Origin of the sequence: Dactylosporangium siamense (assembly GCF_016862795.1) — a bacterium.
GTDB lineage: Bacteria > Actinomycetota > Actinomycetes > Mycobacteriales > Micromonosporaceae > Dactylosporangium > Dactylosporangium siamense.
In genome coordinates this window covers 78,483-97,924 of record NZ_BONQ01000096.1, presented here as the reverse complement: position 1 = coordinate 97,924, position 19,442 = coordinate 78,483, and the positions used below count along the sequence as shown (strand labels likewise).

The window sequence follows — 19,442 nt, the reverse complement described above, 5'->3', positions numbered from 1 at the left end:
GAACTCTATCCGCCGCACTACCGCAGGCCCGCGAACACCCCGCCCGCCACGACCGCGCCGACGAGCGCGCCGACGACGACCTGCGCCACGGTGTGGTCCTTCAGCGCCACCCTGGACCATCCGACGGCCGCGACCAGCGGCGCCGTGGCGGCGAGGAGCCAGCCGAAGACGAGGACGAGGATGACCAGCGCGCCGGCCGCGACCGCGGTGTGGATCGACATCTTCCACCAGTGGTTGACGGCGGCGGCGACGACGAGCCCGACCCCGCCGGCGGCGACACCCGCCAGGAGCTCCCGCTGCGCGTCCAGGCCGAGCAGCACGACGAAGCCGACCGCGACCGACGCCAGCCCGACGAGCAGCGGGCCGCGCCGCTGCCGGTGGTCACCGACGTGGATGTCGGTCAGGTCGCCGCGCCGCACGCCGCGCAGGATGTACAGGAACGGCAGCACGCTCTCGAACAGCGCGGCGACGACCCCGAGCAGCAGCCCCCGGCCCAGGTTCGGCTCGCCGTGCACGGCGAGCAGCACGAGGAGCACCGACACCAGCACCGCCGGTGCGAGGAGTTCGGTGACGGCACGGGCGATGCGCTGGGAGATCACCGCAGTACCGTACAGAAGAGCGACGCCGGCCGATGCACTCCTGCGTTTGCAGTACATCGGCCGGCGGTCCCGGTTGTCGTGCCGCTCAGCGCTTCCAGAACGCCCCGCGGGTGGCGGGCGGCTCCGGCTGGTCGCCGGCCACCGCGTCGAGCTCGGTCAGGACCTCACGCCACAGCTCCTCCAGGGGCCGGGCCGCGATCGCCGCCGGGGTGAGCCGCTCCGCGAGGGTCCGCAGGACGCCGATGCCGAGCACCGCCAGCCGCGACCCGAGGTCCTCGAGCAGCTCGCGCCGCTCGAAGTCGGGCCGGTCCTGGGCCTCCCGCAGCCGCCGCGCCTCGCCCGCCGCGAGCTCCCGCAGCTCCGCCGTGTCGGCCCGGCGCCGCTCCGCCTCGACCGACGGCTGCGCCGCCGCTGGCGCCTGCGGGCGCACGGGTCCCCGGCCGCGCAGCAACCGGGCGACCCCGCCCCCGCTGCCGGGCCGGACCGGCACCGACGTGCGGCTCGACACCTCTTCCCGCTCCGTCATGTCCCGCGCCGGCGCTCCCGCCGGCGCGCCGGACATCGGCGGCGGGGGTGGCGTCATCTGCGGCATCGGCGGCATCATCGGCGGCGGACCGCCGGGCGACGGCATCGCCGCGGACCGGCTCCGGTAGGGCGCGCTGGCGGGCGGGGCCATCGGCATCGCCGTCGGGTGCAGCGGCGGCGGTGGCACCGCCGTCGGCAGCTCCCAGCCGGCCGGCAGGTCGACGGGCTGCACCACCTGGCGCGGCTCGCCGCCCTCGGTGACGACCCGCTTGTCCACCGCGACATACGCGGTGAAGCGGCACAGCACCTGGAACCGCAGCGACACCCCGGTGATCCGCCGTTCGAGCTCGTCGCCGCCGGCGGGTCCGGAGACATAGGCGTCCTCGAGGTCACGCAGCAGCGCGCGGGCCCAGATCGCGGTCAGCGCCGGGTTGTCGTGCCGGGTCGCGGTGACCGTGGCCGACCAGGGCGTGCCGTCGCGCATGGTGCCGCCGGCGGTCAGCGAGCCCCCGGTCGCACCGTCCGCCGCGGCCCGATACCGCCCGGTGACCACGAACGGCACGCCGGGGAACACGTCGGGCAGCCGGGCCGGGGCCTGCGTGCCGTCGATCAGGTCGAGTCCTTCGGCGGTGACGGTGACGCCGCTGACGACCGGCGCGCCGATGCGCCGGTGGATGCGGTCCATCGCCTCGTCGAGCCGGTCCTCGCTCTCCACCAGCTCGCAGCGGCCACCACCGGCGATCGCGAGCCGGCCGAGGAACCCGGCGTTGACGGCCTGGTCGATGCCGACGGTGTGCACCCGCACCCCGCGCAGCGCCGTGGCGACGGTCCGCAGGATCTGGTCCTCGTTGCCGACCTGGCCGTCGGTGACCAGCACCAGGACCCGGTCGCGGCCACCGTTCGCGGTGGCGGTGGCGTCGAGCAGCTTCAGCCCGTCGATGAGCGGCTGGAGCAGCTCGGTGCCGCCGCGGGCGTCGACCCGCGCCAGGTGCTCCACGGCCCGGAACCGGTGCCGGTCGGTGCCGTCGGCCAGCCCGGACGGCAGCGACTTCGGCGTCTCGACCCGGTCGTCGAAGGTGAGGACGGCGAACCGGTCGCCGTCGGTGAGCGTGTCGACGATGCGGGCCGCGGCGCGGCGGGCGGCGACCATCTTCCAGCCGCCCATGCTGCCGGAGCGGTCCAGCAGCAGCACCACGTCCTTGGGCTTCGGCGGCGCCTGCGACGCCGGCGGCAGCACGGTCAGCCGGTAGGTGCCCTCCTCACCGGAGCTGTCGGGCACGAGCGCCAGCCCGGCCTCGCCGGACCCATACGCCAGGCGCAGCACGAAGTCCCGGTCGGCCCGCGCGCCGGGCACGACGGTGACGGTCCGCTCGGTCTGGTGGACGGTGTGCAGGCTGGAGCGGACCTCGCCGAGCGGCAGTCCCGCGGGGTCGATGTCGACGGTGATGCCCAGCCGCAGCGGGTTGGGGAACCCGGGCAGCAGCACCGGCGGCGTGATCCGGGACGCGTCGGGGACCGCGTCGGTGTCGAGCGTGTGCCCGACGCCGACACTGTCACCGTCGAGGGCCCCGCCGGGGATGTACCGCGGCGCGACGACGAGCGGGAACCGGAACGTGGCCTCGCCGTCCTCGAACGACAGCGGCCCGGCCAGTGACAGTGACACGCTGACCCGCTCGCCCGGCAGGATGTTGCCGACCCGCATGGTGAACACGTCGGGCCGCTCCTCCTCGGCGATCGAGGCGCGCTGACCGGCGGCGATCGCCCGGTCGTAGGTCTCGCGGGCGGCACCGCGCTCCTGCAGCTCCGCCTCGACGACCCGGCCGTCGGCGGTCATCGCCATGCGGATCACCGCGGCCCGGTCGGGCAGCGGGAAGACGTAGGTCGCCTCGAGGGCCTCGTCGTGGACGTTGACGAACTCCTGGGTGAGGTCGATCCGCGCGACCAGACCGGTGATGGCCGTGTGCACGTCGATCCGGTCGAGCGGCAGGTTGCCCCGCGCGGTGCGCAGCGCGCCGAGACCGGCGTCGTCCTTCGGCGCGGCGACCCGCAGGGCCTCCGCCTCACTCATGGTGGCGACTCTCATTGCACACTCCCTCGCTCGGCGCTCACATCGGGGCTCACATCGGGGCTCGGATCACGCGTCAGTCCACGTGCTGCCAGCAGGTCCAGCAGCGGCTTGGCGGCCGCCTGGATCGCGGCCACGTCGTCGGGTCCGGGAGTGCCGGGCAGCAGCAACGTCACGTCACCACTCAGCGGCACCCCGCTGAGCAGTGCGGGCGGCGGCGCCGGAGGCGGTGCGTGCGGTGCGGGCGGCTCGGTCCAGAACCTGTTGCGGGGTTGGTCGTGCTTCGGCAGGTCGGCGATCTCCCACAGGACCGCGTCGGGTGCTTCGGCAAGCTCGATCTGGATGTCGGCGATCCGCCGTCCTTCCGACTGGCGGCGTTTGATCGCCACCAGCTGCGCAAGGTGTCGCGGACCGTAGAGCGCGGTGCGGCCCCGCATGGTCGGGCGGTCGACGAGCCCGATCGTCGCATACCACCTGATGGCACGGGCGTCGGGAACGTCGCGCACCCGACCGTTGGGTGCGCCCGCGTAGGCGGTGCCTTCGAGCGCGGCGGCAACCCGTGCCGTCAGCTCGTCGAGCGTCCATCCTGTCGCGGTCACACGACAACTATGACACTGTCACATGACACTGTCAACAAAGCGGGGCAGCCGCACCTCGGCCCGCACCCCGGGGCGCGCGTCGAGCAGGCGGACCGTGCCGCCGTGCCGCCGCACCAGCTCCCGGACGATCGCCAGCCCCAGCCCGGTGCCGCCGGCGTCGCGGGCGCGACCGTCGTCGAGGCGGGTGAACCGGTCGAACACCCGCTCCCGCAGCGGACCGGGGATGCCCTCCCCGTCGTCGGTGACGGTGACCAGGACCTGTTGCCCCTCCGCCTCCGCCCGCAGCACGACCCCCGTGCGGGCGTGCCGCACCCCGTTGTCGACGAGGTTCAGCACGACCCTGATCAGCGCGTCCTGCTCGCCCTCCACCCACAGCGACCGGTCGGACTCCTCGACGGTCACGGTGGCGAACCGCTTCGCCAGGTTCGTCAGCAGGCTCCGCATCTCGACCGGCTCCCGCGCCACCCGCCGCCCGTCGCGCTCGTCCGCCCTCGCGAGCAGCAGCAGGTCGTCGACCAGCCGCGACAGCCGGTCCAGGTCGGTCAGCAGGTCGTCGCCGGCGGACTGCCAGTCGCCCAGCTTCTGCGCCACCTCGACCTGGATGCGCATGCTGGCCAGGGGGCTGCGCAGCTCGTGCGCGGCGTCCGCGATGAACGAGCGCTGCCGGGCGCGGGTCGTGGCGAGGCGGTCCAGCATGTGGTTGAGCGTCACCGCCAGGCGCTGGATCTCGTCGCTGGACGGCGGCACCGGCAGCCGCTCGTCGGTCGCCGCGCCCGTGATCCGCTCCGCGGACGCGCTGAGCCGGTCGACGGGCGCCAGGGCCTGCCCGACCACCCGCCAGGCGATGGCGACGAGGATCGTGATGAGCGCCGGGTACGTCACCCACAACGACGTCTTCAGCAGCTCCAGGCTGCGGTTGTAGTCCCCGAGCGGCACCGCGACCACGACGACCCGGCCGTCCGCGACCTTCCGGGCCGTGACCCGCAGCGGGTCCGGCTGCAGCGCCCGGTCACCGGGCACGGTGATCCGCTCGCGCTGGGCCCTGGCGATCTCATCGTCATGCAGCAGCGACACGAGCAGGTCGGCGTTGCGATCAGCGGCGACGACGCTGTGCTGGGTGTCGAGCACCTGCACCACCTGGCCGGCGGGCGCCGGCAGCGGCGACGGCAGCGTCGAACCCTCGTCCAGCAGCGCGGCGATCTCCGTGATGGTGGCGTCGGCCGAGCGGTCCAGGGTGCCCCGGAAGCTGTACGTCATCGCGGTCGCCATCGCCACGCCGGCGATCGCGAGCCCGACAATGAGCCCGCTGGTGCCCAGGAGCACCAGCCGCCCCCGCAACGACAGCCGCGACCACCAGTTCATGCGGATCGCAGCCGGTATCCGGCCCCGCGCACGGTCTCCAGGGCGTCACGGCCGAGCTTGCGGCGCAGGTAGCCGACGTACACCTCGACGGCGTTCGGCGCGGTGTCGATGCTCGCGTCCCACACGTGATCGAGGAGCTCCGTCTTGGACACCACCTGCCCCGGGCGGCGCATCAGGTACTCCAGCAGCGCGTACTCCCGCGCCGTCAGCACGATCTCCTCGCCGCCGCTGGTGACCCGCCGCCGCGCCGGGTCGAGGGTCAGCTCACCGACGGTCAGCACGCTCGGCCGCTCCGGCGCGCCCCGGCGCAGCAGCGCGCGGAGCCGGGCGACCAGCACCACGTAGGAGAACGGCTTGGTCAGGTAGTCGTCGGCGCCGCAGTCGAGCCCGTCGGCCTGGTCGTATTCGCCGTCCTTGGCCGACAGCATCAGCACCGGCACCCAGTTCTTCTCGGCGCGCAGCGCCGACACCACGCGATACCCGGACAGCCCGGGCAGCATGATGTCCAGGATCACCGCGTCGTAGCCGCCGTGTCTGGCCAGCTCCAGGCCGGTCGGCCCGTCCCCGGCGACGTCCACGGCGAACCCCTCCGCCTGCAGGCCGCGCTGCAGCGCCCCCGCCATGCGGATCTCATCCTCGACCACCAGCAGCCTCACGTGCACCAGCGTGGCACGCTGTGCTGTGGGAACGCACAGGCGGTCTCAGCGATGTCACAGCCGACCCCGCGCACCATGGTCGGCAGGAGGTGTTACCCAATGTCGAAGTTCACGTCACGACCTGTCCTACGGTGGGCGGTGCCCGCGATTGCCGCGGTCGCTGTGGTAGGTGCGGGCGTGGCCGCAAAGACCCTCGCCGTCGCCGCCGAGCCGAACCTGCCGCCGCGCACCGCCGCGCAGCTGCTGGTCGACCTGCAGACCGCGCAGCTGGACGGACTGTCCGGCACCGTCGTGGAGCGCGCCGACCTGGGCCTGCCGGCCCTGCCGTCCCTGCTGGGCGAGCAGAGCTCGGAGCTCACGTCGCTCGTGTCGGGCAAGCACACCCTGCGCGTGTGGTACTCGGGCCCGGACAAGGCCCGCGTGTCGCTGCTGGGCACGCAGGGGCAGAGCGACATCATCCACAACGGCGTCGACACCTGGACCTGGAACAGCAAGTCCGGCTCGGCGAAGCACTTCAAGAACAGCGGCGAGCAGGACCCGACCACGAAGGGTCCCGGCGCGATCCCGAGCGAGATGCCGAAGAGCCCGCAGGAAGCGGCCGACCTCGCCCTCAAGGCGATCGACCCGACCACGCAGGTCTCCATCGGCAACTCGGCGAAGATCGCCGGCCGGGACGCCTACGAGCTCATCCTGCGCCCGCGCGACACGGCGTCGCTCATCGGTCAGGTCCGCCTGGCCATCGACGCCCAGGAGAAGCTGCCACTGCGCGTGCAGGTCTTCGCGAAGGGGCAGGGGAACCCGGCGTTCGAGGTGACGTTCACGCAGGTGAGCTTCGCCCGGCCGGACGACAGCCAGTTCGTGTTCAACCCGCCGGCCGGCACCAAGGTCGAGGAGGCGGACCCGGCGAAGGCCGGCGCCGAGGGACAGCCGAAGGTCGACGAGTCGGCCTCCGGTGAAAAGCCCAAGAGCACCGTCATCGGTACGGGCTGGACCTCGGTCTTCGTCCTCCGGACGGGCACCCCGGCGCAGGCCGCGGGCACCGACGCGGAGGCGGCGAAGAAGGCACAGGACGCCATCAACCAGCTCCCGCTGGGCAACGGCGGCCGGACCTTCAACAGCAAGCTGTTCAGCGTGCTGCTCACCGACGACGGCCGGGTCCTGGTCGGCGCCGTGAGCCCCGAGCGCCTCTCGCAGGTGGCCGCCGACCCGGCAGCCGCACTGAAGTAGGCGATCACCGAACAACCGGTCACTGAGGGACCGCGGCCTTGCCGCGGTCCCTCTCCTCGTGCCGGGCCGCGGCGGCGCGGTGCAGGGTGGCGATCGAGTACATGTCCCTCGCCCGGCGCAGCAGTTCCTCCTCCGACGCGGTGTTCTGGCGGACCGAGAACCCCACCGTCGCGTACGCGAGGACGCTCAGCAGCAGGCACGCCAGGACGCACACCGGCGTGAGCAGTTCCAGCAGGCTCGTCCCCCGGATCTCCGCGGTGAGCGGGGCGGCCTGTACCCGTACCGCGGACAACACCGTGTAATGGGTGCTGCACGCGGCCACGGCCATGATCGCCGCGGCGACGACGAGGGCCTTGTTGCCGCGGACCGTCGACACGCACCACAGTGTCACCGTCGCCCCCACGACCGCCGCGACGGTGCCGGCGATCGCGGTCGCCGGGTCGTATCCGACCGTGCCGGCCAGCCGCATCGCCAGGGGCGCGGTGCTGTACACGGCGGTCAGGCCCAGGCCGGTGACGATCCCGGCCGGCACGACCTTCCACAGCGACGGGCGGCCGAACCCGACGATGTACAGGCCCAGGCAGTACACCACCACCGCGATGCCGAAACCGAGCGCGGTGATCGGCACGTCGTAGCGCACCACCGAGTTCGGCACGTCGGTGCCGAGCAACGCCATGAAGTGCGGCACCCAGGTGCCCGCTCCCCCGATCGCGACCGCGGACAGGGTCAGCCACCTGGCTCTGCTGCCGCCGCTGGACGCCCTGGACCGGGCGGCGATGAACACGCCGAGCAGGCAACCGAGGAACGACAGGGTGAGGGCGAGCGCGGGCGTGATGGCGCCGTAGGCGAAGTGCTCCACGGACGCCCATTCAGCCAGCCCGATGGGTGAGCCGGTCGGACATCTTGTGCGGGTTTGCCCTCACCCCGAGGGGGTAGCTGAGGGTGAGCACCGAAAGGAAGGGAAGCGCATGAGCCAGGTTGTGGAGACCGTCGACGTCGCCGTGCCCGTCCGCACCGCATACAACCAGTGGACCCAGTTCGAGCAGTTCCCCGCGTTCATGAACAGCGTGCGGGAGATCCGCCAGCTGGACGACACCAGGTTGCACTGGGTGGTGGAGTTCGGCGGGGTGCGCCGTGAGTTCGACGCCCGGATCACCGAACAGCACCCGGACGAGCGGGTCGCGTGGACGTCGACCGAGGGACCGAAGCACGCCGGTGTGGTCACCTTCCACCGGCTCGACGACACGCACAGCCGGGTCACCGCGCAGCTCGACATCGACCCCGAGGGCTTCGTCGAGAACGTCGCCGACAAGGTCGGCATCGTGGACCGGCTGGTCAAGTCCGACATGGCGAAGTTCCGCGAGTTCATCGAGCAGCGCGGCGCCGAGACCGGTGCGTGGCGCGGCGACGTGGAGCAGCCCGACGCGGCCGGGTTCGGCGCCGTCCCGAAGCCGGGTTCGTGGATCTCGCCGGGGAGCACGCCGCCCGGCGCGGCGGTGCGCTCCTCCGACGCCGTCCAGGCCGCCCCGGACCTGACGCAGTCGACCGACGTGCACCGCATGCCGGACCCCGACGACTCCCGGCACGCCATCTGAGCATTCCTCTCCACCGCACCGGAAAAGCCGGCCGGTCAGCGTTCGCGCGCTGACCGGCCGGCCCGTGTCACTGGACCGTGCCCCGCCGGGCGGTGACGAGCAGGCGGTCGCTGCCCACCGTGTACGGCGCACCGTCCGGCCCGCCGAACAGCGTCACGTCCGTGAACCCGCCGTCGCGCAGCAGGGCGCCGATGTGCCCGCTGGTGTAGACGTGGTGCACGGCCGTCGCGTCGAGCCGTTCGTCGCCGCGGATGAAGGTGTACCGGCTGAGCATCCGGCTGGTGAGCACGTCGTACTCGATGGCCGCCTCGACGGTGATGTCGCCGGTGCGCATCACCCGGTCCTGCCCCGTGAAGCCGGGCAGGACGGTCTCCGCCGTCGCGCTGAAGTCGACGACGAGCCCGCCGCCGGGCCGCAGCGCCGCGGCGGCCGCCGCGATGAACACGGTCAGGTCGGCGGGCTCCAGGTAGCCGAAGCTGTTGCCGAGGCAGAGCACCGCGTCGAAGTCGCCGGTCCGCGGGATGTCCCGCATGTCGGCGACGATGAACTCTGCTTCCACTGTTGCTTCTTCCGCGGTACGGCGGGCGTGCCCGATCGCCTCCGTGGAGATGTCGACGCCGGTGACCCGGTGCCCCAGCGCGGCGAGGGCGAGGCTGTGCCGGCCGCTGCCGCACGGCACGTCGAGCAGGCGCGAGCCGGGTGCCAGCCCGAGCCGCTCCTGCACGAACCCGACGTCGGCGGTGGTCAGCTCCGGCACCGCGGCGCGGCGCCAGAACTCGTTGGGCAGTTCGGTGAAGAAGTCCGCGTACCAGGCGGACCCTTTGTGCTCTGACAACTGAGGGTTCCCATCTCGGGTGTGCAACGGAATGGTCGTCGTTGCCCGGGCACACCTCGGCGCACCAGCGGACCGCAGCGGTCCGTGGTCACCGGCGACCCGGGACTGGGTCCCGGGCAGGCATGGCATCCTCCAAGATGAAAAGCTGCGCCGACGGTACCAGCGTCCGGCGCCGCCGCGAACCGGATTAGTCCACCGGCCGGCGCTGCGCGGGGATCGCGATCGCCCCGCCGCTCGGGTGCCCGGCGGGGGTGTCGTCGGACGGCGTGTAGCGCCCCGACTCCATCGACCAGTCGACGTTGCCGCGCACCCAGTGCACGAAGTCGCCGGCGACCGCGGTGACCGCCGGGTCCGCGGCGAGGGCTCCGGCCGCGAACCGCTCCCGGGCCGCCACGAAGTCCCCGACGAGGGTGTCGTGCTCGGCGACGGCGACCCGCACCGCAGCCTCGACCGGCAGGCCCCGCTCGTGCCGCAGCGCGAGGACGATGTTGTGGTGGTCGCCGGCGGCCTCCTCCTTCGGCCACGACACGAGGTCGTTGAAGATCGCGGTGATCATCCCGGCGGAGCGGCGCATCGCGGCGAAGTCGTGGTCGGCGAAGACCGCCGCGGGCAGTTCGACGCCGTGCATGGGCTCGATGAGGTCGAAGAACATGTCGATCGCGGCGGTGCGGAACCGCATCGTGCGGTATTCGGCCACGGGCGGCGGCCGGTTCGCGGCCCGGTTGCCGGCCTCCCAGACGGTGGCCTCGAGATAGTCCCGGACGTGGCCGGCGAACCGCTCCCGCCAGGCGGGGCTGACCCGCGGCCCGGTCCGGCGCCACACCTCACCGAGTGCCCGCAGGTGCCCCTTCGGCGGCTCGGACGGGTCCTCGACGAGCAGGGCCAGGACCTCGTCGACGAGGCGCCGGGTCGCGGCCGGGTCACCGGCCCGCTCCAGGCGGTCGTCGAGGGCGAAGACGCTGATCAGCCACGCGGTGGCGAGCTGCAGGTCGCCGACGCCGGCGTCCGGGTAGGTGCGGGCCATGAGGTTGGCGAACCTGGCACGGGCGAACGCGGCCCGGGCGCCCGGCCGGTCGAGCAGGCCGTGCCGCGTGGCCCAGTGCAGCGACCAGCGCTGCACGACGTCCACGTGCGGTGAGAGGCGCGGCGTGAACGGGCACAGGACCGCCAGCGTCGCCTGCATGATGCACCCCCTTGCGCCGCGAGGCCTTCATGGTCGCGTCTTTTCACGCTTTGCGCGACCCTGTTCGATGGCTTCAGCCCGAATTCATGGTTGTTGTCTTGATACGCATTCTCCGCATAGACGTCGCTTTGGGACTTGACCACCTGGGCACCCCTGGAACGCGGTCGCCCGGGTCCCGGCCCCGCGCAGAAATGTCGTACCCCCCGGCTATCGTGCGATCTGCTGGTTCGAACATCTGTTGGTTCGTCTGTCCCGCTGGGAGGTCCGACCGTGTATCGACAAGGTGACGTCCTGCTGGTGCCCGTCACCGCGGGCGAGGTGCCCGTGACCGCGGTGCCCGCCCCGCGCGACCGCTCCGGCCGCATGATCCTGGCCCGTGGCGAGGCGACCGGCCACGCCCACGTGATCGTCGGCCCCGACACGCTGCTGCTCGCCGACCGCGACGACATCGACCGGCTCTACGTCAAGGTCGTGTCGCGGGCGAGGGTCGTGCACGAGGAGCACGGCGCGATCACTATCCCGGCCGGGTCGTATCGGATCGTGCGCCAGCGCGAATACGTGCCGGGCTCGTGGCGTCCGGTGGCCGACTGATGACCACGACCCCGCTCACCGACGAGACCAGCGCCGCGGCGCTCGGCGCCAACGCGGCGAAGTGGCTGGCCGCCGGCCTGTCCACCGCGCCCGCGGACCGGGCCGCCGCCGCCGACGCGGTCCGCCTCGCGTATCGCTCCGCCGGGCTGCCCGGGCCCGCGCGTGTGGTGTGGTTCGCCTCACCGGCGGCGGGCGCGCGGGCGGCGGCCCTGCTCACCGGCCGCCGCGACCTGCCCGGCCCGGCGCCCGTCGCCGACCGGCCCATGACCACCGCGGCCCGCCGCGCCGCCCGGGCCGGTCTCACGCTGCCGACCGCCCGCCTGGGCGTGTCCACCACCGCGGCCCCCGGCGCCGAGGACAGCTCGGTCGTGCAGGACCGGGCCGTCGTGGAGGAGCTGCGGGCGCAGGGCTGCCCACCGGTCCCGGGCACCGCAGGGGTGTCGGTCCGCGCGGCCGTGCGCACCGCACCGTGGGCGGCCGCCCGCGCCGAGGTCCACGGGCTGCTCGGCCCCGACGGCTGGGCGCGCCTGTGGGCGGCCTGCGGCGCCGACGTGTGGCGGATGGTCAACGACCGCGTCGCCGCGCCGCTGCGCACCCACCTGCGCAACGAGCTGCCGACCCGGGTGCGCGCGGTGCTCCTCGACGCCGTCGGTGGTCAGCACGACGCGGGCTGGCTCGCCGCGTTCGACGCCGCCGCTTCCCGGGCCGACTCACGGGGTGAGACGCCGGCGGCGGTGCTGGGCGCGGCGCAGCGCCTCGCCGGGCTCGCCGGGGTGGCCCGCTCCGCCGGCTGGTGGTGGCCGTATGCCAACGTCGCGATCCTCACCGACCGCCCCGACGAGCTGCACCGCGACAACGTCGGCCGGCTGCACGCCGCGGACACGCCGGCGCTGCGCTACAGCGACGGGTTCGCGTTGCACGCCTGGCGGGGCATGCCGATCCCCTCGGATCTCGTCGACCGGCTCGCCCACCTGACGCACGCGCAGATCGCCGGCGAGCGCAACGCGGAGCTGCGCCGCGTCATGCTCGAGCACTTCGGCTACGAGCGCTACCTGCGCGAGGCCGGCGCCCGGCGCCTCGGCGCCGACGCGTGCGGCGTGCTGTGGCAGCTGACCTTCAACGACGACGAGCCGCTGACGATGGTCGAGGTCATCAACAGCACGCCGGAGCCCGACGGCACCAGCCGCGTCTACTGGCTGCGCGTCCCGCCGACGACCCGGACCGCCCGCGCGGGCGTCGCCTGGACGTTCGGCCTCACCGAGGAGGAGTATCACCCGCTCACGCAGACGTGAGCCGCCCGCGCCGCGAACGTGCGCCGCTCGCGCGGCCTGGGGTCAGCCACCCGCATCGCGAACGTGCGCTCACGCCGCAGACGTGAGCCACTCGCGCGGCCCAGGGTCGGTCAGCCACCCGCGCCGCGAACGTGCGCTCACGCAGGCGTGAGCCACTCGCGCGGCCCGGGGTCAGCCGCCAGCCCAGTAGGCGTTCAGCTGCTCGCGGCTCGGACCGTCGGGCCAGTCGCGCCGGGGGTCGGTCTCGACGAGCTCGACCATGTCCGCGGGCCGCACCCTGCCGGGCAGCTCGCCGAACCGGGCGTGCCGCAGGAACGCCAGCTCGGGATCGGTGAACCTGATCTCGCCGGCGCCGTCCCCGGCCGCGTCCACCTCAGTGGTCATACACCAATCGTCCGCCCTCGCCGCCACATCCCGCAAGCGCCGCACGTCCCGCACGTAACGCGAGCGCCGCACGTAACGCGAGCGCCGCGCGTCCCGCAAGCGCTCCGTCAGGACGCCGGCCTGTCGCTTGGTCCCGTCGCCGTAGGTCACGCGAGCGCCGTACGTCCCGCGAGCGCCGTACGTCCCGCGAGCGCCGTACGTCCCGCGAGCACCGCGGTCTCACGGGCCCTGGCGAGCCGGGCTGCGGGGTCGGGCGGGCGGCACGAGAATGGGGCGATGCCGACCGTCGGGCGGGCGAAGGTGCTCGCGTACCGGACCGTGACCAACCAGCTGCACGAACGGGTCGACGCCGACCCCGGTGACCTGGCGATCCTCGACCTCGGGGTGCCCAACGTGCCGGCCGGGACGGCGCGGCAGGCCCTGGCGGCGCGGACGAGCAGGTTCGACGGTGCCCTGAGCATGGTCTGGTCGACCCGGGGCGCCCGGCACCTGCACCGGCCCGGCGACCTGCCCGGCCTGGTCACGGCGCTGTGGCCGATCAGCGACGCCGACGCGGCGGCCCGGTTCGGCAGCCAGCAGGTCCCGGACGGCGGGAAGCTGGGGATCGCGGCGTTCCGGGCGGCCGCCGAGGCGTTCGCGGCCGTCGTCACCGGCCCGACCGCGAAGGGCGACGCGAGCCGCGGCGTCAGCGACCGGGTCCCGGAGGCACTCACGTACGACTGCGGCCCGTGCCGGGCGCGGCACGTCTCGGGCTCACTGTTCCAGCAGGCCGGGCTCGCCGGCGGGGTCCAGCTCGACGAGGACGCGCCGAGCAGCGTGCTGCTGCCGGTCGGCGGGCTGAGCATCCCCGCCGGGCCCGGCGACCCGTCCGGGCTCATCCGCGCGTACCTGCGGCTGCTCGGCCCCGCCACGCCCGCCGACGTCGCGAAGTACCTGGGCACGACCCGGACCGCGCTCAAGCCGGCCTGGCCGGACGGGCTCGCCGAGGTCACCGTCGACGGCCGCGCCGCGTGGATACCGCAGGAGGCCCTGGCCGGCCTGCTCGCCGCGGAGCCGGTGCGCGGCGTGCGGCTGCTGCCGTCGTCGGACCCGTTCCTGCAGGCCCGGGACCGGTCGGTGCTGACACCCGACAAGACCCGGGAGAAGGAGGTGTGGCGGATCCTGGGCAACCCGGGCGCGCTGCTGCTCGACGGGGACCTGGCCGGGACGTGGCGGGCGAAGACCGCGGGGAAGCGGCTGGCGGTGACGGTCACGCCGTGGGCGGAGCTGCCGGCCCGGGGCAGGGCCGCGATCGAGGCGGAGGCACAGTGGCTGGCGGCGGCGCGGGGACTCCCCACCGCCGAGGTCACGGTCGGGCGCGGGGATACTTGAGCGCATGAGTTACTTGATCGCGTTCGCGTCGCGGCGGTTGGTGGAGGACGAGTCGCTGCTCCCCGGCTACGTGTATCACGACCCCGAGGACGCCACCCTGCCGGCCGCGCCCGACGGGCGGAAGGCCAGCGGATGGAACCTGCTGGTCGGCGACGAGACCGACGAGCAGCTCGCCGACGCGGGTGAGCTGCTCATGCCCGACCTGGAGTGGCTCGTCGAGCGCTACCCGGCGTTCGGCAAGATCGTCAGCGCCGGTTCCGAGGGGCGGCAGTTCGAGTGGGACGCCGACGCCGGCACCTACACCGACGTCGGCCCGTCCACGTTCGAGGACTGAGCCGGCGGCTGCCGCTCCGGCGGATCCGGCGGCAGCACCGGCAGGCTGATCGACGACGGGGCCAGGATCTCCTGCCGGACGGCGCGCAGCTCCAGCTCATGGCCGAGCGGCGCGCCCGTGCCCGGGTTCCGGGAGAACCGCGGGTGCGCTCCCCCGCTGACCTGGACCCGGATGCGGCGGCCGGCCGCGAACCGATACGCGGTCGGCCACAGGTCCACCCGTACCGTCATGGGGCCGGTCTCGGTCCCGGTCTCATGGTCCGCCGCGGCGGTGGCGCGGGCCAGGCCGTCGCAGATGTTCCACGACCGGTCCTGCTCGTCGACCTCGCACAACCGGACAAACACGTCGAAGTGCGGCACGAGCTCCCGGGACCGGGGTGCCGCGCCGTCCGGGCGCACGCACGTCGCGTGGACGGTGATGTCGGCCGACACCGGGCCGACCACCTCGAGGGGCTCCGTCAGCGGCGCCGAGGTGAACGTCAGCACGTCGGGGCGCGCCTCCAGGGGGCCGTTGTCGCGGCGGCCGGCGATCTTGCCGACGAGCCGCGGGCCGCCGAGCGCCGGCGTCGGGTGTTTCGGGTCGTACGTGAAGCCGTCGAGGCGCTCGCCGTCCGGTACCGGTGCCGGACCTAACGCGGCGTCCCGCTGGAGGTACCAACGCTGCGGTTGGCTCGTGACGGGAGGCCACTCGGGCAGCTCCCGCCATGGTTCGGCCCCGGCGCCGATGCCGCCGACGTGGACCCGGACGGGGTGCTCGCGGATGGTCTCGGGCCCGCCGGTGTGGGCCCGGAACCAGGCGACGGCCTCGGCCGCGGAGTGCTGGAACAGCCCGGCGCTGCCGTGGTGCCACGGGCCGACGGTCAGGTGCGGCTGGAGGCCGGCGGCCCGCAGCGCGGCGTAGTCGACCAGCTGCCACGGCAGGAAGATGTCGTGCCAGCCGCCGATCATGAGCACCGGCGCGGTGACCTTCGGCAGGCTGTGGGTGTGGCCGCGCTGGGTCCAGTACGCGGACGTGGGGTCCGCCTCGGCCAGCCACCGCTGGAAGAACTCGATCTCGGCGCCGGTGGTGATCCGGTCGGCCTCGGCGAGCGGCACCCGGGCCAGCCCGCGCTGCAGCCTCGGCTGGCCGCGCAGCAGCTCGACGGCGTTGTCCAGGCGCGGGCCGCGCTGCGCGTCCAGGAGCGCCGACCAGGTGAGGACGGTGTCGAGGGAGAACGCGCCACCCGCGTAGGTGGGCGGGCCGAAGTCCGACGCGGTGACGATCGTGGCCATCGCCTTGAGCTCGTCGCCGGCCTCGGCGGCCAGGGCCCACTGCACGAACCCGACGTAGCTGGGGCCGTACGTGAGGAGGCGCCCGTCGTACCACCGCTGCAGCCGCAACCAGTCGAGCGTGTCGAGGCCGTCCTCGCGCTCCTGCAGCAGCGGCTCGAACGTGCCGCCGGAGTCGGCGGTCCCGCGGCAGGACTGGATGAGCACGTTGAAGCCACGCTGGGCGACGGCCCGGCAGAGCAGGTTCGTCGGCGCGCCCCGGCCGTACGGCGTGCGCACCAGCACCGTGGGCAGCGCGGCGTCCAGGGCCGGCCCGTAGTGGTCGGCGCGCAGGATCGCACCGTCCCGCATCCGGACCGGGATGCCCCTGGTGACGCGGATCCGTCCGGTCAGCGCGGGTGGCAGCTTCAGCAGTCGGCCTACCGGGTCGAGCCTCATGCCGCCCTACGCTAGTAGGTGTTGCAGCACCTGCCCATGAGCGCCTTGACGTTGTTGACATATGTCCAGTTGGTGATGCCGGCGTCACCCTTGGTGAGGTCGACCGCCCCGGCGCCGTTGTTGTACGCGGAGATCACCGCGTTGAGCAGGGTCTGGTCGGCGCCCAGGACGTCGAAGGTGCCGAGCTGCTCGCCGAAGTAGCGGATCGCCCAGGCGAGGTACTGCCCGCCGAGCATCACGTTGTCGTTCGGGGTGCCGATCTTCCACGACGTGCCGAACCGCTGGTTCATCCACGTCTCGGTGTTCGGCATGATCTGCATGACGCCGACCCCGCCGTCGCAGGCGTAGATGTTGGACTGCCAGCCGCTCTCCTGCTCGGCGGTGCCGTACAGCAGGCGCTTCGGCACCCGGATGGCCTGCACCTCGGCCGGGGTGGCACTGCCCCAGAACTGCTTCACGGCGGCGGCGTCGAGATACTCGCGGACCGTCGACTTCGGCAGCTGCGTGCCCTTGTACTCGGGCTGGCAGCCGGGCTTCGTGCTCACCTTCGGCGGCGGCGGGGGCAGCGCCGTCTGCTTCGGCGGCGCGATCGACTTCTTCGGCGCGGCGCTCTTCGACGGCTTGGCCGACGGCGACGGGCTCGGCGGCGCCGACGTGGTCTCCACGACCGCCTCCACCGGATCGGCGCTCGCCTCCGCCGGCGACTTGGACGAGCCCGTCGCGACCGACGCCGGCTTCGCGTCCTGGCCCTTGACGAGGACCGCCAGCCCGCCGACGGCGATCAGGCCGACCACGACCAGCCCGCCGACCAGGAAGATCATCCCAGCGCGCCGCCTGCGCGGCTGGTCCTCCTCGACGCCCCACGGCTGCTCAGCGGTGTCGTCGTCGTAGAAACTGCCGTAGCTCATCGATGGCCTCCCCGTCCTGGCACGCTATCGCGGACGGGCGGCGCCCGCTGTCCCCCGTTGTCCTTTCAGACGCCGCACGGTGGTGAAAACGATGACCGGGGGCGCGGAACGTCACATCGCGCACTGTGCGTGACGGCGATCTGGAACCGCCTGGAACAATGGAGGTCATGCAGACCCGTTCAGACCTCCGCAACGTCGCCATCGTCGCTCACGTCGACCACGGCAAGACCACCCTTGTCGACGCGATGCTGCGGCAGAGCGGCGCGTTCCACGCGCGCGCGGAGCAGGTCGACCGGGTGATGGACTCGATGGACCTCGAGCGCGAGAAGGGCATCACCATCCTCGCGAAGAACACCGCCGTGCGCTACGTCCCCGCCGACGGCGGCACCCCGACCACGATCAACATCATCGACACGCCCGGCCACGCGGACTTCGGCGGTGAGGTCGAGCGCGGCCTGACCATGGTCGACGGCGTGATCCTCCTCGTCGACGCCAGCGAGGGCCCGCTGCCGCAGACCCGGTTCGTGCTGCGCAAGGCGCTCAAGGCCCGCCTGCCGATCATCCTGGTGATCAACAAGGTGGACCGGCCCGACGCCCGGATCAAGGAGGTCATCGACGAGACGTATGAGCTCTTCCTCGACCTCGACGCCGACGAGCACCAGATCGAGTTCCCGATCGTCTACGCCTGCGCCCGCGACGGCGTCGCCTCGCTGAGCCAGCCGGAGGACGGCACCGTCCCCGCCGACAGCGACAACCTGCAGCCGCTGTTCCAGACGCTGCTGAACACGATCCCCGCCCCGTCCTACACCCAGGACGCGCCGCTGCAGGCGCACGTCACCAACCTCGACGCGTCACCGTTCCTCGGCCGCCTCGCGCTGTGCCGGGTCCGCGAGGGCAAGATCCGCAAGGGGCAGACCGTCGCCTGGATCCGCACCGACGGCACCGTGCAGAACGTGCGCATCTCCGAGCTGCTGATGACCCAGGGCCTGGAGCGCAAGCCGGCCGAGGAGGCCGCGCAGGGCGACATCATCGCGCTCGCCGGCATCCCCGACATCATGATCGGCGAGACCCTGGCGGACGCGGAGAACCCGATCGCGCTGCCCCTGATCACCGTCGACGAGCCGGCGATCTCGATGACCATCGGCACCAACCAGTCGCCCCTGGCCGGCAAGGTCAAGGGCACCAAGGTCACCGCCCGGCTGGTCAAGGACCGGCTCGACCGCGAGATGGTCGGCAACGTGTCGCTGCGGATCCTGCCGACCGAGCGCCCCGACACCTGGGAGGTCCAGGGCCGTGGCGAGCTCGCCCTGGCCATCCTCGTCGAGCAGATGCGCCGCGAGGGCTACGAGCTGACCGTCGGCAAGCCGCAGGTCGTCACCCGCGAGGTCGACGGCAAGGTGCACGAGCCGGTCGAGCGGCTCACCATCGACGCCCCCGACGAGTATCTCGGCGCGATCACCCAGCTCCTGGCCACCCGCAAGGGCCGCATGGAGCAGATGGTCAACCACGGCACCGGCTGGATCCGGATGGAGTGGCTGGTCCCGGCCCGTGGCCTGATCGGGTTCCGGACCGAGTTCCTCACCGACACCCGCGGCACCGGCATCCTGCACCACGTCTTCGAGAAGTACGAGCCGTGGTTCGGCGAGCTGCGCATGCGCGCGACGGGGTCCCTCGTCGCCGACCGGGCCGGCGTCGCGACCCCGTTCGCGATGATGAACCTGCAGGAGCGCGGTTCGATGTTCATCGAGCCCACCACCGAGGTGTACGAGGGCATGATCGTCGGCGAGAACTCCCGCGCCGACGACATGGACGTCAACATCACCAAGGAGAAGAAGCTCACGAACATGCGCTCCTCCGCCTCCGACGAGACGGAGAAGCTGATCCCGCCGCGCAAGCTCACCCTGGAGCAGGCCCTCGAGTTCTGCCGCGAGGACGAGTGCGTCGAGGTCACCCCGACCGCGGTCCGCATCCGCAAGGTCATGCTCGACCAGAAGGACCGCGAGCGCTCCGCCCGCAAGCGCGCGCACGCCTGATCAGCGTCGCGACCCGGGGGCCGGCTACACGGCTCCCGGGTCCGCTGCGGTGAGTACCACCGGCGGCACGGACAGCGGCAGCTCGTGCGGCCGCAACCCGGGGCCGGCTACACGGTCCCCGGGTCCGCCGCGGTGAGCGCGGCCGACCGCACGACCACAGCGGCAGCTCGTGCGGCC

17 protein-coding genes and 1 pseudogene are annotated in these 19,442 nt (G+C 73.2%); 7 read left to right on the top strand and 11 right to left on the bottom strand.

Features of this window, described 5'->3' with window-relative positions; all coding sequences use genetic code 11:
• Positions 1 to 17 precede the first annotated feature (17 nt).
• The 5 genes from Dsi01nite_RS31315 to Dsi01nite_RS31295 all read right to left on the bottom strand — a co-directional run bounded on the left by Dsi01nite_RS31315 (position 18) and on the right by Dsi01nite_RS31295 (position 5,806).
• Positions 18 to 599, bottom strand: a complete 582-nt coding sequence (locus Dsi01nite_RS31315; RefSeq protein WP_239136307.1) for a phosphatase PAP2 family protein — start codon at positions 597 to 599, stop codon at positions 18 to 20.
• An 85-nt stretch (positions 600 to 684) separates the two neighbouring features.
• The gene (locus tag Dsi01nite_RS31310; protein WP_239136306.1) at positions 685 to 3,192 is read right to left on the bottom strand and encodes a VIT domain-containing protein; all 2,508 of its coding nucleotides are present in this window, start codon (positions 3,190 to 3,192) and stop codon (positions 685 to 687) included.
• Positions 3,193 to 3,203: 11 nt separating this feature from the next.
• A complete protein-coding gene (locus tag Dsi01nite_RS31305) occupies positions 3,204 to 3,788 on the bottom strand; it encodes a MerR family transcriptional regulator (RefSeq protein WP_203849907.1) in 585 nt (194 codons plus the stop codon).
• An 18-nt stretch (positions 3,789 to 3,806) separates the two neighbouring features.
• Positions 3,807 to 5,150 (bottom strand): sensor histidine kinase, encoded by a 1,344-nt coding sequence (locus Dsi01nite_RS31300; RefSeq protein ID WP_203849906.1) that lies wholly within the window; start codon positions 5,148 to 5,150, stop codon positions 3,807 to 3,809.
• A complete protein-coding gene (locus tag Dsi01nite_RS31295; RefSeq protein ID WP_203849905.1) occupies positions 5,147 to 5,806 on the bottom strand; it encodes a response regulator transcription factor in 660 nt (219 codons plus the stop codon). The genes Dsi01nite_RS31300 and Dsi01nite_RS31295 overlap by 4 nt, the downstream gene beginning before the upstream one ends.
• 99 nt (positions 5,807 to 5,905) lie before the next feature.
• Between Dsi01nite_RS31295 and Dsi01nite_RS31290 the strand changes: the two genes are divergently transcribed.
• Positions 5,906 to 7,033 (top strand): LolA family protein, encoded by a 1,128-nt coding sequence (locus Dsi01nite_RS31290; RefSeq protein WP_203849904.1) that lies wholly within the window; start codon positions 5,906 to 5,908, stop codon positions 7,031 to 7,033.
• Between the two features lie 19 nt (positions 7,034 to 7,052).
• Here the strand turns inward: Dsi01nite_RS31290 and Dsi01nite_RS31285 are convergent, their stop codons facing one another.
• Complete coding sequence (locus Dsi01nite_RS31285) at positions 7,053 to 7,892, bottom strand: MHYT domain-containing protein (protein WP_203849903.1); 840 nt, start codon at positions 7,890 to 7,892, stop codon at positions 7,053 to 7,055.
• A gap of 109 nt (positions 7,893 to 8,001) precedes the next feature.
• Here Dsi01nite_RS31285 and Dsi01nite_RS31280 point away from each other — a divergent pair.
• Positions 8,002 to 8,454, top strand: a pseudogene (locus Dsi01nite_RS31280) (SRPBCC family protein); the annotation flags it as partial.
• A gap of 241 nt (positions 8,455 to 8,695) precedes the next feature.
• Here the strand turns inward: Dsi01nite_RS31280 and Dsi01nite_RS31275 are convergent.
• A complete protein-coding gene (locus Dsi01nite_RS31275; protein ID WP_203849901.1) occupies positions 8,696 to 9,463 on the bottom strand; it encodes an SAM-dependent methyltransferase in 768 nt (255 codons plus the stop codon).
• Positions 9,464 to 9,650: 187 nt separating this feature from the next.
• Positions 9,651 to 10,646: a terpene synthase family protein gene (locus Dsi01nite_RS31270; protein WP_203849900.1), complete on the bottom strand. Its 996-nt coding sequence runs from the start codon at positions 10,644 to 10,646 to the stop codon at positions 9,651 to 9,653.
• A 270-nt stretch (positions 10,647 to 10,916) separates the two neighbouring features.
• Here Dsi01nite_RS31270 and Dsi01nite_RS31265 point away from each other — a divergent pair, with 270 nt between their 5' ends.
• Positions 10,917 to 11,237 (top strand): DUF8820 family protein, encoded by a 321-nt coding sequence (locus Dsi01nite_RS31265; protein ID WP_203849899.1) that lies wholly within the window; start codon positions 10,917 to 10,919, stop codon positions 11,235 to 11,237.
• Entirely contained in the window at positions 11,237 to 12,529 is a 1,293-nt protein-coding gene (locus Dsi01nite_RS31260; RefSeq protein ID WP_203849898.1) for a DUF6745 domain-containing protein, read from the top strand. The genes Dsi01nite_RS31265 and Dsi01nite_RS31260 overlap by 1 nt, the downstream gene beginning before the upstream one ends.
• A gap of 171 nt (positions 12,530 to 12,700) precedes the next feature.
• Here Dsi01nite_RS31260 and Dsi01nite_RS31255 read toward each other — a convergent pair whose 3' ends face one another.
• Positions 12,701 to 12,913: a hypothetical protein gene (locus Dsi01nite_RS31255; protein ID WP_203849897.1), complete on the bottom strand. Its 213-nt coding sequence runs from the start codon at positions 12,911 to 12,913 to the stop codon at positions 12,701 to 12,703.
• A 276-nt stretch (positions 12,914 to 13,189) separates the two neighbouring features.
• Between Dsi01nite_RS31255 and Dsi01nite_RS31250 the strand changes: the two genes are divergently transcribed.
• Positions 13,190 to 14,284 carry a DNA glycosylase AlkZ-like family protein gene (locus tag Dsi01nite_RS31250; protein ID WP_203849896.1) on the top strand — a complete coding sequence of 365 codons (1,095 nt, stop codon included), beginning with the start codon at positions 13,190 to 13,192 and terminating at the stop codon, positions 14,282 to 14,284.
• Between the two features lie 4 nt (positions 14,285 to 14,288).
• Entirely contained in the window at positions 14,289 to 14,618 is a 330-nt protein-coding gene (locus Dsi01nite_RS31245; protein WP_033356775.1) for a hypothetical protein, read from the top strand.
• Here the strand turns inward: Dsi01nite_RS31245 and Dsi01nite_RS31240 are convergent.
• Both Dsi01nite_RS31240 and Dsi01nite_RS31235 read right to left on the bottom strand, forming a co-directional pair.
• A complete protein-coding gene (locus Dsi01nite_RS31240) occupies positions 14,582 to 16,324 on the bottom strand; it encodes a CocE/NonD family hydrolase (RefSeq protein WP_203849895.1) in 1,743 nt (580 codons plus the stop codon). The two genes, Dsi01nite_RS31245 and Dsi01nite_RS31240, sit on opposite strands and share 37 nt — an antisense overlap.
• A gap of 11 nt (positions 16,325 to 16,335) precedes the next feature.
• The gene (locus Dsi01nite_RS31235) at positions 16,336 to 17,232 is read right to left on the bottom strand and encodes a transglycosylase SLT domain-containing protein (RefSeq protein ID WP_203849894.1); all 897 of its coding nucleotides are present in this window, start codon (positions 17,230 to 17,232) and stop codon (positions 16,336 to 16,338) included.
• 167 nt (positions 17,233 to 17,399) lie between these two features.
• On the opposite strand from Dsi01nite_RS31235, the gene typA reads away from it, so the two are divergent.
• The gene (typA, locus tag Dsi01nite_RS31230; protein WP_203849893.1) at positions 17,400 to 19,265 is read left to right on the top strand and encodes a translational GTPase TypA; all 1,866 of its coding nucleotides are present in this window, start codon (positions 17,400 to 17,402) and stop codon (positions 19,263 to 19,265) included.
• Positions 19,266 to 19,442 lie beyond the last annotated feature (177 nt).

Excerpts from the sequence above, each read along its gene's own strand:
- Dsi01nite_RS31310 (WP_239136306.1), bottom strand. The coding sequence starts at position 3,192 with ATGAGTGAGGCGGAGGCCCTGCGGGTCGCCGCGCCGAAGGACGACGCC.
- Dsi01nite_RS31300 (WP_203849906.1), bottom strand. The coding sequence starts at position 5,150 with ATGAACTGGTGGTCGCGGCTGTCGTTGCGGGGGCGGCTGGTGCTCCTG.
- Dsi01nite_RS31290 (WP_203849904.1), top strand. The coding sequence starts at position 5,906 with ATGTCGAAGTTCACGTCACGACCTGTCCTACGGTGGGCGGTGCCCGCG.
- Dsi01nite_RS31270 (WP_203849900.1), bottom strand. The coding sequence starts at position 10,646 with ATGCAGGCGACGCTGGCGGTCCTGTGCCCGTTCACGCCGCGCCTCTCA.
- Dsi01nite_RS31260 (WP_203849898.1), top strand. The coding sequence starts at position 11,237 with ATGACCACGACCCCGCTCACCGACGAGACCAGCGCCGCGGCGCTCGGC.
- Dsi01nite_RS31255 (WP_203849897.1), bottom strand. The coding sequence starts at position 12,913 with ATGACCACTGAGGTGGACGCGGCCGGGGACGGCGCCGGCGAGATCAGG.
- Dsi01nite_RS31250 (WP_203849896.1), top strand. The coding sequence starts at position 13,190 with ATGCCGACCGTCGGGCGGGCGAAGGTGCTCGCGTACCGGACCGTGACC.
- Dsi01nite_RS31245 (WP_033356775.1), top strand. The coding sequence starts at position 14,289 with ATGAGTTACTTGATCGCGTTCGCGTCGCGGCGGTTGGTGGAGGACGAG.
- Dsi01nite_RS31240 (WP_203849895.1), bottom strand. The coding sequence starts at position 16,324 with ATGAGGCTCGACCCGGTAGGCCGACTGCTGAAGCTGCCACCCGCGCTG.
- Dsi01nite_RS31235 (WP_203849894.1), bottom strand. The coding sequence starts at position 17,232 with ATGAGCTACGGCAGTTTCTACGACGACGACACCGCTGAGCAGCCGTGG.
- typA (WP_203849893.1), top strand. The coding sequence starts at position 17,400 with ATGCAGACCCGTTCAGACCTCCGCAACGTCGCCATCGTCGCTCACGTC.